The sequence below is a fragment of the Colwellia chukchiensis genome (assembly GCF_002104455.1).
GTDB lineage: Bacteria > Pseudomonadota > Gammaproteobacteria > Enterobacterales > Alteromonadaceae > Cognaticolwellia > Cognaticolwellia chukchiensis.
In genome coordinates, this window is sequence record NZ_NBOC01000001.1 from 33,263 (window position 1) to 47,116 (window position 13,854).

Sequence of the window (13,854 nt, forward strand, 5' to 3'; positions counted from 1 at the left end):
AGCAATTTATCAGCATAGCGCTTTTCGAATCTGTTCGACACATTTTCGTTCATGCCTTTACTTTTACTGAATTTACGATATATTCAAACAGTTGTTTTAATTAATTGTTTAAATTGTTTGTTTGGAGAGTGTAATGGCTGACTATCAAGTGCCTTTAAAAGATATGAATTTTTTACTTTATGACGTATTTAATGCTGAAAAATTATGGCAGTCATTACCAACATTAGCTGAGCGGGTTGATCGAGAAACCGCCGATGCTATTTTGCAAGAGTGTGCGAAAATTGCAGAACAAGAAATTGCGCCACTATCACGCAACGGTGACGAGGTTGGGGTGAGCTTTAAAGAGGGTAAAGTGAGCACTGCGCCAGGCTATAAAGCAGCCTTTGATACTTATGCTCAAGGGGGCTGGACGTCACTCGGCGGCGAGCCTGCCTACGGCGGCATGGGCATGCCAAAAATGCTGACAGCCTTTCATGAAGAAATGTTATGTTCAGCAGATATTTCATTTTCACTTTACCCTGGGTTAACGGCTGGCGCAGGCTTATCGTTAGCTAAACATGGTAGTGAAGCATTAAAACAACGCTATTTAACGCGTATGTACGCGGGTGATTGGAGCGCCAGTATGTGCTTAACAGAATCACATGCTGGTACCGACTTAGGGATGATCAGAACCAAAGCGCAGCCACAAGCAGATGGTAGCTACTTGGTTACAGGTACAAAAATATTTATCACGGCTGGTGAACACGACCTGACGGAAAATATTATCCACTTAGTGCTTGCAAAGTTACCTGATGCTCCGGCAGGGCCGCGCGGCATTTCGTTATTTTTGGTGCCTAAATTTCATGTCAATGATGACGGCTCGCTTGGCGAACAAAACCAGGTTAGTTGTGGCGCGATAGAGCATAAGATGGGCATTCATGCCTCTGCTACTTGTGTCATGAACTTTGATGGTGCGACGGGTTACTTAGTTGGTGAGCTTAATAAAGGTTTAGCCTGTATGTTCACCATGATGAATTTTGAGCGTATTGGCGTAGGCATTCAAGGCATAGGCGCGGCGGTTCGCTCTTATCAAAATGCCTTAGAATATGCCAAAGAGAGAATTCAAGGGCGAGCATTATCCGGTGCCAAGTCGCCCAATGCCGAAGCCGACTCACTGCTCGTGCATGGCGATGTAAGACGTATGCTATTAAATATGAAGGCCATGAATGAAGGGTCACGCGCTTTATCGACCTATATTGCTATGCAATTAGATATTACCACCTATGGCGAAGGTCAAGCGCAGCAAAAAGCAGAGCAATTGGTGGCCTTGATGACGCCGATTGCGAAAGCATTTTTTACTGATTTAGGCTTTGAAAGCACAGTTGCGGGGCAGCAAGTTTTTGGTGGTCATGGTTATGTGCGTGAGTGGGGGCAAGAGAAATTGGTGCGGGATACGCGAATTTCGCAAATTTATGAAGGAACCAATGGCGTGCAAGCTATGGATTTACTGGCACGAAAAGTCGCGGGTAGTCAAGGCCAGTTAGTGACCGTATTTATTGATGAAGTTCGTGCTTATATTGCGAGTGAACAAACGACTGCGATGCAGGAGTTTATACAGCCCTTAGCACAAGCCGTTACTGCACTTGATGACTTAACACAGGACTTGTTGTCTGCGGCAACAGAATCAAAAGAAGTGCTCGGTTGTGCCGCCAATGATTATCTGCATGTGTTTGGTTATACTGCGATGGCTTATGTTTGGGCAAAAATGGCGTCAGTGTCGTTACTTGCACCCGCCGATAGTGAGTTTCATGCCAGCAAAATACATACAGCACGTTATTTTTATGCACGCTTATTGCCGCGTTGCCAGTCTTTAATTAGCGCCGCAAAAGCGGGACCAGCCACTTTGTTTGATATTGACGATGCGCTTTTTTAGCCGCTGACTAAATTACGTTATTTTACCAGCCAATTCTGAGTAAGAATTGGCTTTTTTCGTGCCAATATTGCGGCTATTAATCACAGACGCTAGCTGGCTGTAACTCAGTTACATACTGTTACGAGCTCAGCAACATAATCGAACTTTTTAGCACTTTATTAGCGATATACTGCGCCGCCCCTGACCCAGTAGCTGTGTTGTGTAATCAATGATAGTAAATGTAACTACGATTAAAAAAGTGATCTCAGTATGAAAACGATACTGTTAGTCGAAGATGACCGCATGGTCTCTCACCTGATCAAGTCATTTTTAGAAAAATCTGAATTTTCCGTCCAACAAGTGTTTCATGGCGAGTTAGTGAAACAAGCCATTACAGAGCATCAACCTGAATTGGTTATTCTTGATCTTGGTTTACCCCAAGTAGATGGCTTACACCTTTGCCAAGAGTTACGCAAAATATACCACCAGCCGATTATTGTATTAACCGCTCGAGAAGCTGATGAAGATCAAATCTTAGCTTTTGAGTTTGGTGCGGATGATTTTATCAGTAAACCAGTCGCACCTAAGGTGTTAAAAGTCCGAATAGAGGCGATGATACGACGCCTGCCTGCACATAAACCCGCTGCGATAACACAATATAATGTTGGTAATTTAGTACTTTACCCCCAAGCGCACAAATGCGAAGTCAATCAACAGGTGATTCGCTTGAGCTCTTTTGAGTTTCGCTTATTGGTGTTGTTGGCCGAGAACTTAGGGCAGGTAATGACACGGGAAGTGATCTACAGTACTTTATTAAACCGACCATACAATGGCTCTGAGCGAACGATTGACGTGCGTATTTCTAAACTACGCGATAAGTTATTAACGCAAGGCTTGTTGGGCGTGAGTATTGATACTATCTGGGGCAAAGGCTATAGCTTAATTCAACTTGAAAAAACAGCTGCAGATAACGCTCAGCAGCCAGTAACTACTGGCACAATTGGCGTTGGGCTTAGTTAGTTAGTCAAGCTTTGCCTGCGCTGAGTTATTTTTAAAATGCATAAGTGGTGGCAATAAGCGCCATATTGCGGCGATTGGCGTTTTCACTTTCGCTACTGCTAAAGCTTAGCTGGCTTACGGTTAAGGCACTGATAACACTCCAGCGTTTGGTAACATCATAGCTACCTACCACAGCTAAATTGGCTGATGTCATTAGCCGATTAGAGTTTGCACTTGCTATGGCTGGCAGAGGCGCGCGCGGTGTATAGGCAAGCGCAATGTTTTGTTGACCTTCAACGCTGGCGGTAAAAGATAGATCAAATCGGCCTGCTCGCAATAAATTGTAGCTACTGCGAATATAGGCTGTACTGCTACTGACATCGCCTAATTGGCCTTTGCTATAGCCAGTTTCCGTGCTTAGACGGCCATATTGATAGAAATCGTTGCTGAGCTCTTGCTTAGGTATTAAACCTAGGGCCAAAAACGGGCGATGATTAGCCGATAAAATATAGCTGTTTTTTAGGCTATACAAGCCAGTGCTAAAGTGTTGGTTAATTTGTTGTTGTAGTGATTTTATATCGGTTACCACAAAAAGCGCGTCAATGCTCGCTAACGTGCTGCTTTGGTTGTTGTTATTGTCGCTACTTGCTTGGTGTGCATTCTGCCGACGGTTGAGTTGATAATTGACTGCTGCCAAGCCCCAGTCGTGGGTTAGGTTTAATGAACCTTTGCCAGTGCTTGGCAAAGCTGTGGTATTTTTTGCCAGATATTGAGCAAGCGTTTCTGCACAAACCAGCCCCTGAAATTGCCCTAAACTTAGCGCAATAAAAATAAATACCTGCTTGAATATATTGCGCGTTATTTGCATGATGCTCGCCTTTTTGTTTGCGCTAACTTAGCCTAAGTAGCTTGGTGCGCAGATGCTAGTTTTGAAATTTCCAATGAACAAGTACAACCTAATGATAAAACTATAGCTAAAGAATAGCCGCAGAGCTGAAAAATTAACAAAAATTTTATCAGTCGCAAAATTTAGATACATTTTGCTGGCAAAACGCTACTATAGCTAAGGTGTTGTTAGCATGAAGAAGCTTGTTTATCGTGCCAAGCGTCAGCTATGCCGCGTACAGAGTGTTGCGGCGTCAGGGCAAATAATAAGTTGCCTGAAATAGGTCTATAAGGGTGTTTTTAGTGCGCATTTTTTCGGTATTACTTTTTATTTTGTTAACGGGCTGTAGCGCTAAGCCTATTGCGAGTTCAGCACAAAAACCCGTGTGTGATTTGCCTTACTCTCCATACCAAGCAACAGTGACCGGCTACTGTCAAGAGCCGATGGCAAACTTGCCCCATAAGCTCAAGGTAATCAATAAACGCATCACCATTAAGCCACTAAATGAAATACCCGCGGTGTTTTGGTTTAATGAACAAATGCAATATTCGCTTATCAAGCAAGCCCAGCCAGCACCGGTTATTTTTATTATTGCCGGTACCGGCGCCAGTTTTGAAAGTGCAAAAATGCAAAGTTTGCAAAAAAGCTTTTATCAACAAGGCATGCATGTTATTTCATTGTCGTCGCCTACCTATGCTAACTATATTGTTAACTCCAGTAATGACAGCTTAATGCCGGGCGACCTTGCGAGCGATGCCATCGACCTTTATCAGGTAATGCAATTAGTGTGGGCGCAGGTGCAAGCGCAAAATAAGGTGCAAGCCTCGTCGTTTGCCATTACCGGTTATAGTTTAGGTGGCGCGCATGCCGCTTTTGTTGCTCATGTTGATGAAAGCTTGCAAGTGTTTAACTTTAACAAGGTGTTACTGATCAACCCACCGGTGAGTTTGTATAATTCGGTGAGCATTTTAGATCAGTACTTTGATTTAAAAAATAACCGACCGGCTGCGGTTGCCATGTTTGAAGAGGTTTTTACCCGCCTAGCGCAAGTTTATGCACGGCAAAAGTCATCTAACTTTAGCCAAGGCTCGATATTTAACCTTTTTAAAGATACCAACTTGTCTGTTGATGAGTTGCGGCTACTAATTGGCGCTACGTTTAGAATGTCGTTATCCGACATGATATTTGCCCTTGATGTGAGCTATAACGCTGGCACTATTACCTATAAAAACCACCAAATAGGTAAATTTGAAAGCTTAACTCACTCAATGCATCGTACGAGTGTCATTACTTTTATCGACTATTTTGAGCACGCCATGTTACCCAGAGCTCAGCGACAAGATGCCAGCGTTAGTAAAGCAGAGCTAATTCAGCGTTACAGCCTACATGCCATTGAAGACTACCTGAAAAGCGCCAATAAAATTAATGTTGTGACCAATGCCGATGATATTATTCTTCAAGCTGGCGAGTTAACCTACCTGCAGCAGGTTTTTGCCGAGCGCGCGAAAATATTTCCCCGTGGTGGTCATTGTGGCAATTTTGATCGGCAAAGCTTTGTCGATTACTTGGCCACTCAATTTGCAAGGCCAAGTAACAAATGATCAAGCTAGCTATCAAGTTCAGCATGGCGCTGGTGATTATGCTTTGGCTTAGTGGTTGCAGCTCGGCGCCAAACTTAGCAGCCAATGCCGTACCGCCGCTAGTCGACGTACCGGCGCCAGATGAACAGTTAGCCATCATCAGTGGCTATGCTGACCCTTGGCAAGGAATGAATCGTCGTATTTACTATTTCAATGCCAAAGCCGACCAATACTTAATTTTGCCTCTTGTTCGCGGTTATCGGCAAGTAACGCCAGATATAGTTGAACAAGGGATCAGCAATTTTTTTAACAACTTAGCGGAAGTGAAGACCTTTTTAAATGCCTTATTGCAATTGAAGCCAGCTATAGCGGCCCAAACCTTAGGTCGCTTTGTGGTGAACTCTACCATAGGCGTAGCAGGCTTAGTGGATGTCGCCACACCCATAGGCATTGTTGAGCAAAATGAAGACTTTGGTCAAACTTTAGGGTTTTGGGGACTAGATTCGGGGCCGTATTTAGTTTTGCCCTTGTTAGGGCCATCATCTTTGCGTGATGCCACAGGGTTTGCATTCGATACTGTTGCATATCAGCAAGCGATCACTGAATTAGGCATCCGCGGCGATGACGCGCGTTACCTGAATGTCTTAGGCGCTGTTGATAGTCGTGCTACTTTGCCATTTCGTTATTATGCGTCTGGCTCCGCTTTTGAATATGAGCGGCTGAGGTTATTGTATTCAAAATATCGTGAAATCCAACTGGCCCGTTAGTCGCTAATGCTAGCGAGTGGTGAGTAAAGCGCGCGATATAAATTCTAGGTTTAGTTCTGTAAACAAATAAGGGTATAATCAGCGCTGATAATTTTTTTTAGGAATGCCTTTGTTAGCTGTAATTCGTATTATATTGATGACGTTAATCATCATCGTCGTCTCTATCTGCTCTTGTCTATTTTGTTTGCTGCGCCCGTTTCATCGCGATAATGTTCATCATACCGCTAAATATATGGGCAAGGTTGCAAAAGTATTAGGCTTAGATGTTGAAGTCAGAATACCAGAAGTATCAAAAGATATTGGTCCTGTGGTTTATATATGCAACCACCAAAATAGCTATGACATATTTACGGTGAGTAATGCGGTACAACCGGGCACCGTCAGTGTTGGCAAAAAAAGTTTAAAATGGATCCCATTTTTTGGCCAAATGTATTGGTTAACTGGCAATATATTAATTGATAGGAAAAACAAGAATAAAGCCATGAATACTATTGCTTTGACGGCAAAAAAAATTCGTGAAAAGAAATTGTCGGTGTGGCTTTTTCCAGAAGGTACACGAAGTTATGGTCGAGGATTATTACCTTTTAAAACCGGCGCTTTTCGCACTGCTGCACAAGCTGAAGTGCCAATTGTCCCTATTTGCGCAAGTTCCACGCATAAAACTATTGATTTGAATCGTTGGAATAACGGCAAAATGATCATCGAGTTTCTAGCACCTGTTGCTTTATCAAGCGCTGATAAAGACAAAATTCGCCAGATAACCAATCAAACCCATGCTGAGATGCAAGCCAAAATAGCCCAACTAAACCAAGAAGTTGGGCACAAGTTACCCAGTGAAGACGATAACAAGTCATCAAAAAAGCAAGCGAGTGAGATAAAATAATGATTGATGAAGAATTGCAGCAATGGCACGAGCATACAGAGCAGTTAATTGCCGCCTTAGTTGAAGATGGTACCAATGAAGAAGTTCATCACACCATAGAACATCATTTTTCCAGTGTTGACTTTGATATCTTAGAAAAGGCTGCCATTAGCGCTTTTAAAATGGGCTATGAAGTAGAAGAGCCCGAAGAAGCTGAGTTAGAAAATGGTGAAAAAATCTTTGCTTTTGACATTATTACCGAGCAAGCACTCGACTTTGACATTATTTTTGATGAAACAAAAAAAATGTTTGAATTAGCAAAACAGTGCAAAGTTGATTATGATGGATGGGGAACTTATTTCGAAGAATAAACCGATGTTGCATAAGAGAGTTGTTATTTATCCTATCAACATCCTAAATCCTAACAATTAAAAGTAGGTTATCCGATGGATTGGTTAAAAACACTATTACAACCTGAAACACTTTCACTATTAATTCCAATAGTAGCTATTATAGGTGCCTTTGCTGTTGCGGCGTTAAAAGCGCATCACCGACACCAAGAACGGATTGAAAAAATTAAAAACGGTTTTAATCCCGACCTATAAACGAAACGCAAAGTGTTAGCACTTTGCGTTTTTTTATCTTTGCTATTATCCATACAACGAGTTAACACTGTGCTTATGCTGACACAGGTGGGCGGCAGCCTCTCGCCTAAAATCACCTTCATCCGCTTTTAAATCTAATTCAGCGCGGCAACGCCGTGGCCAAATAAGTGCAAAATTTGCATAAAAATTTGACAAATTTTGTTCACGAATGGCGCATTTTGCAATATCTATGTCTAAAAAGGCAACATTTACTTGATCTGACTGAGTCATTATAAATGCAGTCAGGAATAAACAAGCGTGAAAATAGAAACTTTAATTTGTTGTAGTCGAAGAATAATAATATTTATCGAGGGGAAGCGGATATGAAAGTGAAAACAAAAAAACAGAATCTCAACTTGCTTGCAAAGAGCATTATTTTAGCCTGTATTGGGGTTCCTGCATTGGCAGTATCCGCAGAAGAAGATGAAATTGAAAAAATCGTTGTAACCTCGACTAAACGAGCAACTTCGATTATGCAAGTGCCTTACAATGTTTCGGCAACTTCAGCAGAAGCGCTAGAAAAAAAAGGTATCGTCGATTTTTCTAAATTAGCCCAGTCGGTACCAGGACTGGCCTATACAGACACAGGTGGCCGTGATTCAGGCATTAATAGCGGTTTAATTATTCGCGGTTTAAACACCAGTAGTTCAGGCTTTACTGATTTAGCAACCGTTGCCGCGCCAACGGTATCTGTGTATGTTGACGAAACACCGTTATTTTATAATGTAATCCTTAAAGATATTGAACGCGTTGAAGTGTTACGAGGCCCGCAAGGTACCTTGTATGGTTCGGGTTCACTGGGTGGAACGCTGCGTTATATCAGTAAAAAACCGAATGTTGATGAAACAGAATTTGAGTTTCATAGTCGTGGCTCACAAACTGACGGCGCAGGTGGTATCAACAGCGATACTCATTTAGTGCTAAACCTACCCTTAAATGATGATATGGCAGTGCGCGCCGTGGGCGGGTACATTAAACGGGCTGGCTTTATTGACGCTAATCGATTATTTGCTTACGACGACAATAACCAACCCATAGCGGCTGATCCCAGCGACCCTAATAGCCCTAACAAAGAATATGCCGTTAAAGACAGTAATGACGAAACCATTAAGCACTTAAAATTAAGTTGGCGTTGGTTTATTAATGACGATGTGAATATTACCGCAAGCCATCAAATACAACGTGATGAATTTGGCGACCGCCAAGTAGCTAACGACCAGCACAGTGACGGCGGTGACTATATTAGCTTACAGCGTATTCGTGAAAACTCTGCTCGCGAGCTGAGTTTGAGTTCACTAGAAGTTGAAGCGGATTTAGGCTTTGCTACCTTAACATCGGCAACCTCACATTTTGAAAGCGAGTCAGACTTAAGCGGTGACCAATCGGCGGAATATTATAATAAAGGCTATTGGGCCGATTATTACTATAATGGCTTTCCACGCGAATCGATTATTGGTCAATATGACAAAGACGTAGAAACCTTCAGTCAAGAAGTTCGCTTATCGTCAAATGGTAATGAAGCGTTCAGTTGGATTGTCGGTGCTTTTTACAGCAAACAAGAATTAGATGTCAGTAACGAAGACTTCCATCGTGGCTTTTACAACTGGCACGATGATAATAATGGCTACTTTGCCGAGCAAGTGCGGTTACTAAATGATCTTGGTGAAAAAAATGACTTATTCTACGCATCATATCAACAAGTTGAAGCGACAGATAAAGCGTTATTTGGTGAATTGTCTTATCAAATAAACGAAAAATGGCAAGTTACGGGGGGCGCACGATTCTTTCGTACCACGTTTGCCAATAGCATAGAAAACCGTTCGCCATTGTTTGGTGCCTGGAACTCAGATGACGGTGTTGACCCACGCGGTGTTTACGGGGGAGATAATAGCTCTGCTATCAGCGATCATATCTTTAAGTTAAACACCTCCTATGACGTTTCCGATGATGTAATGGCATACGTTACCCTTGCCGAAGGCTTTCGCAATGGTGGTAGTAATGGTATTCCAACCTCAGGGCCTTGGGGCGAGCCAGAAGCCTTGGTAGACTATACTAACGATACCGCGTTGAGCCTTGAGATTGGTGCCAAAGGTTATGCCTTAGATAGAAAACTACGCTTTAATGTTGCCGCTTATCGTATTGACTGGGATGATGTTATATTAACCACGTCTTCACCTAATGGTGGCTTTACCATTCTAACCAATGGTAAAACTGCCAGCTCACAGGGCATCGAGCTTGAAGGCCACTTTACCATCACAGATGATTTTAGCGTTACCGCTGGTTATGCTTATACGGACGCCACGTTAACAGCCGATTTTTCTACCGATGGCATTAATGGTATTGATGGCGATAAATTGCCGGGTGTGCCAGAAAACATGATGACCTTAGCGCTGAACTATTTCCAATATATTAATGATATTGAAGTCTCATATCATTTAAACGGCTCGTTTACGGATAAGGTCACGACTGCCTTTTCAACTGATACCGAAAACTTTACCCATGTTGATAGTTACAGCATGTTAAATGCTTCAGTATTCATTAAACTCAATGACAACTTAAGCATTAATATCTTTGCTGATAACATCACGAATGAACGTGCGCCAACTAATACCCGTGGTGGTAAGTTTGCGACGCTTGATCCCACTAAACGCGACCTATACAGCTATGTTGCCCGTCCGTTTACGGTTGGTTTAGGGTTTAAGTATAGCTATTAATTAACCAACCTATCAGGACTAAAGGCGAGTCAATAATACGGCTTTAGCTTGCTATCATCCTGATCCGAGGTTAACAGCGTCAGCGTAAATTGATCAACCGCTATTTAAGATACAAAACTTATCTTGCTTAGTGGTTGGTCATTTTGCGTTATCAGATGGCAAACGTTATGGTTTATCATGAAATAAAGAGTGATCGAAATGACCCGTACCAAGATGACTAGCAAAACCTACAGCGCCGAGCAAATGCTTGGTCAAGCGCAGCAACAGATAAAGCATAAACAATACCCGAGTGCTGAAAAAACTTGTCGAGCATTATTAGGGTGTTATCCAGATCATCAACAAGCTTGGCAGTTGCTTTCGCAAATTCAATTGATGACTAAGCAGCCTCATCAGGCTTTACAATCAATAAATCAGCTATTGCAACTTAACCCTGACGATATTGCGATTAAGTTAAAAAAAGTTAAATGTTTACATGTTTGTGCACAGGTTAAGCAAGCAAAAGAACTTGCATTAGAGCTTTACGCGCTTGCCCCGAAGAATCCTGAGCTGGCAGGGATTCTAGGTGCCTGTTTAAGTAGCTTAAAGCTATATCAACAAGCACGACAACTCTATATAGATATGCTTGCTCGTGGTCATAAAAGTGCTTCACTGTATTACAATATTGCCACGATAGAGCGTTTTCTCGGTAATATTAGCGCCGCTGAAGCAGCCCTTAACAATGCCATTGCGCTAAACCCCAAAGACTACGAAGCTATAGCGCTGCGCTCGGACATTATTACGCAAAAATCAGATCGCAATCATATTGCCCAGTTAGAGCAACTATTGGTCGATGGTATTGCTCAGCCCAGTGATAAGGTTAAAATTAACTATGCCTTGGCAAAAGAATTAGAGGATATTGGTCAGTACCAAGCCTCGTTTCGTTATTTAAAAACCGGCGCAGATACCCGCAGAAAATATATGCAATATGACGCGGAAAGAGAAACCCAAACCATTACACGGGTGATTGACACGTTTGATCAAAGCTGGATAAATAACACAGCTAAAGGTAGCAGTGAGCAAGCACCTATATTTATTATCGGCTTACCGCGTACCGGTACCACCTTAGTCGAGCGCATTCTTGAAAGCCATCAGCAGGTGACTTCAGCCGGCGAGCTCAATAACTTTGCCACCATACTTGTTGAGCAGTGCCAGCAACTTAATAGCCGCCTGCCAGTTAAAAGTCATGATTTAGTTGCACTCAGTCAGCAGCTTAATTTTGATCAACTTGGCCAGGCCTACCTAGAGAGTGTCGCGCAGTTGGTGCCAGAAACTGATATTTTGATTGACAAAATGCCGTTAAACTTTCTTTATGCGGGCTTGATCCACAAAGCGATACCTAAAGCAAAAATAATTCATTTACGTCGCCATCCGATTGATACTTGTTACGCTATTTACAAAAAGCTATTTAAAAACTCTTATGCCTTTTCATATAATCTAACGGAAATAGCCAATTACTACATTGCATACCACCAATTGATGCAACATTGGCACACCATAATGCCCGGCGTTATTTATGATATTGAATACGAGCAACTCGTCCAAGATGCGACTAAACAAACCCAACAATTATTAGCGTTTTGCCAACTACCTTGGCAAGCGCAATGCTTACGCTTTTATGATAATAAATCGGCCTCAACCACTGCCAGTGCTGCACAAGTGCGACAACCCATATACCAACATTCAGTGGCTAAGTGGCGTCATTATGAGCAAGAACTCGCGCCCTTAATTCACACCCTCAAAGCCGCTAACATTAAGCTTTAAACATCAGGGGCTGTTGACCTTGCATATATAAAATATGTACAACTTAAAACCGGTTTAATCGCGGCGCGCGCTTTGAATAATGGTTATGCTCTTTAATAAGCGAGCAACCACGCTTACATTCGTTTTAAATAAACCTAAAGGCAGCACTTGTGTGACGTTTACACAGCGTTTTCACCTGTTCATGTAGCTAGTTAAACGTCATACGCTCTGCTGTGTCTAAATAGCCAACAAGTCGCTGAAAAAGTGATCTTCAAAGGTCAGCAGACCCTAGCTTTAAGAAAAAAGAGCGTATCCAAGATATTCGGATACGCTCTTGTTTAAGTGTTGCTGAGCTTGGCAGTTATGCGTTTGTTGACGAGCTTAACTGTGACTCTTTAAGCGTTGTTGTTTGGTCGGTGGTCGTTTTAATGTCTTGCTCGTTATCTGCCGCGTGTCTATTGGTGACTAGCCAAAAAATCACTAAACTTGCTAGTGCGGTGATGATGGCCATCAGGTAAACATAAATAAAGTTACCATCAAAGATCAAAATCCCTGCCATTGCTGGCCCCACAGCACCACCAATTGATTGAAACGCCGGGATCATGGCGGCATAACGGCCATCTTTATCGGTTTTATTGACGGCTAACAATTGATAGGGCAAACAGAAGTTCCATGCACTGGCGTAGATCAGCGCTGATAGTGCGTACATCCATTTGTTATCACTGACGAGCCAAAGTGCCACTGAGATAAAAAATAGTCCGATACCAAAAATCATCGGCATCAAAATACCAAAGCGCGTGCCGACTTTAATCGCTAAAAATGCACCAATCGAACACAGCACAAGCACAGCGCCTAAAACAATACCGATAAACTCATAATCCATATTTTTCGATACGGCAATGCGCTCTAAAAAGCCCCAAATGCCGGTTTGTCCAATAAAGTAAATGCCGATACCAACTAAAGCAATAATGGACGGCATAGAAAAGCGCGCGGCCACTTTTTTCCGTTTAGAGTTATGTTCGCTGGCATGACTTCTATCGTCAGATTTGGGCATGCTAAACAAGAAAATTAATGATAAAGCAAACAGGCCGGCTATGGTGTACAACAAGCCTGAATAACCATAGTTGGGGGTAATGTGCAGCTGTAAAAAGTAAATGACGGCGCCGGCGACGATAACTTGTAAACCTAACCCTAAACTATAAGCTTTTGATGGATCTTTTAAACCACTGATACAGCACATTACACACGCTTGTGCGGTGCCGCAGGCTAAGCCTGTGATAATCAATAAGCTTAAAAAGCCATTATAATCTACGAATGTAGCGGCATAGAGTGATAACACGGACACGACAGTGGCAACGCCAATCATCAGCTGCCAATTAAGTTTTCTGACCCAGAAGACACTGGATAAGTTAGCTAAGGTTTGACCCACTAAATAAGCGGTACCCAAGAAACCGATTTGTTGCTCGCTGTAGCCTTTTAAATCAGCAGCTGAACCTAAAATAATAAATAACACGTTGTAAATAATATTGTTTACCGTCAAGAAGACACCTATGCTGAGCAAAATTGCCCAAGTATCATTTTGACGCTTTTTCAATGCCTGATCTTGATTTAGCGAATGTTCTAGCATGTATAACACCTGTATTTTATTTTAATTTTTAATGAACATGTCATCGTTATTTGGGTGAATGGCTGATGCCGTTGCCGTTGCCGTTGCCGTTCAAGGACAATGCAC

12 protein-coding genes are annotated in these 13,854 nt (G+C 42.4%); 9 read left to right on the top strand and 3 right to left on the bottom strand.

The features are described from left to right. Positions 1-133 precede the first annotated feature (133 nt). Positions 134-1,912: an acyl-CoA dehydrogenase C-terminal domain-containing protein gene (locus B6K83_RS00220; protein WP_085282070.1), complete on the top strand. Its 1,779-nt coding sequence runs from the start codon at positions 134-136 to the stop codon at positions 1,910-1,912. A gap of 249 nt (positions 1,913-2,161) precedes the next feature. Then, positions 2,162-2,911 carry a response regulator transcription factor gene (locus B6K83_RS00225; RefSeq protein WP_085282072.1) on the top strand — a complete coding sequence of 250 codons (750 nt, stop codon included), beginning with the start codon at positions 2,162-2,164 and terminating at the stop codon, positions 2,909-2,911. A gap of 31 nt (positions 2,912-2,942) precedes the next feature. Here the strand turns inward: B6K83_RS00225 and B6K83_RS00230 are convergent, their stop codons facing one another. Beyond that, positions 2,943-3,758 carry a hypothetical protein gene (locus B6K83_RS00230; RefSeq protein ID WP_085282074.1) on the bottom strand — a complete coding sequence of 272 codons (816 nt, stop codon included), beginning with the start codon at positions 3,756-3,758 and terminating at the stop codon, positions 2,943-2,945. Positions 3,759-4,078: 320 nt separating this feature from the next. Between B6K83_RS00230 and B6K83_RS00235 the strand changes: the two genes are divergently transcribed. The 5 genes from B6K83_RS00235 to B6K83_RS18255 all read left to right on the top strand — a co-directional run bounded on the left by B6K83_RS00235 (position 4,079) and on the right by B6K83_RS18255 (position 7,590). After that, entirely contained in the window at positions 4,079-5,377 is a 1,299-nt protein-coding gene (locus B6K83_RS00235; RefSeq protein ID WP_139175487.1) for an alpha/beta hydrolase, read from the top strand. Continuing rightward, positions 5,374-6,123: an MlaA family lipoprotein gene (locus B6K83_RS00240; protein WP_085282078.1), complete on the top strand. Its 750-nt coding sequence runs from the start codon at positions 5,374-5,376 to the stop codon at positions 6,121-6,123. Before B6K83_RS00235 ends, B6K83_RS00240 begins: the two co-directional genes overlap by 4 nt. A gap of 103 nt (positions 6,124-6,226) precedes the next feature. Next, positions 6,227-7,006: a 1-acylglycerol-3-phosphate O-acyltransferase gene (locus B6K83_RS00245; protein WP_332888828.1), complete on the top strand. Its 780-nt coding sequence runs from the start codon at positions 6,227-6,229 to the stop codon at positions 7,004-7,006. After that, a complete protein-coding gene (rraB, locus tag B6K83_RS00250) occupies positions 7,006-7,356 on the top strand; it encodes a ribonuclease E inhibitor RraB (RefSeq protein ID WP_085282080.1) in 351 nt (116 codons plus the stop codon). Before B6K83_RS00245 ends, rraB begins: the two co-directional genes overlap by 1 nt. Positions 7,357-7,431: 75 nt before the next feature. Beyond that, the gene (locus tag B6K83_RS18255) at positions 7,432-7,590 is read left to right on the top strand and encodes a hypothetical protein (protein WP_158088297.1); all 159 of its coding nucleotides are present in this window, start codon (positions 7,432-7,434) and stop codon (positions 7,588-7,590) included. Positions 7,591-7,635: 45 nt separating this feature from the next. Here B6K83_RS18255 and B6K83_RS00255 read toward each other — a convergent pair whose 3' ends face one another. Next, positions 7,636-7,860: a hypothetical protein gene (locus B6K83_RS00255; protein WP_085282082.1), complete on the bottom strand. Its 225-nt coding sequence runs from the start codon at positions 7,858-7,860 to the stop codon at positions 7,636-7,638. 92 nt (positions 7,861-7,952) lie between these two features. Between B6K83_RS00255 and B6K83_RS00260 the strand changes: the two genes are divergently transcribed. Together B6K83_RS00260 and B6K83_RS00265 are read left to right on the top strand one after the other, a co-directional pair. Next, positions 7,953-10,343 carry a TonB-dependent receptor gene (locus tag B6K83_RS00260; RefSeq protein WP_085282084.1) on the top strand — a complete coding sequence of 797 codons (2,391 nt, stop codon included), beginning with the start codon at positions 7,953-7,955 and terminating at the stop codon, positions 10,341-10,343. Between the two features lie 198 nt (positions 10,344-10,541). After that, positions 10,542-12,143: a tetratricopeptide repeat-containing sulfotransferase family protein gene (locus tag B6K83_RS00265; protein WP_085282086.1), complete on the top strand. Its 1,602-nt coding sequence runs from the start codon at positions 10,542-10,544 to the stop codon at positions 12,141-12,143. Between the two features lie 340 nt (positions 12,144-12,483). On the opposite strand, the gene B6K83_RS00270 is transcribed toward B6K83_RS00265, so the two are convergent. Next, complete coding sequence (locus B6K83_RS00270; protein WP_085282088.1) at positions 12,484-13,749, bottom strand: MFS transporter; 1,266 nt, start codon at positions 13,747-13,749, stop codon at positions 12,484-12,486. Positions 13,750-13,854: the final 105 nt, after the last annotated feature.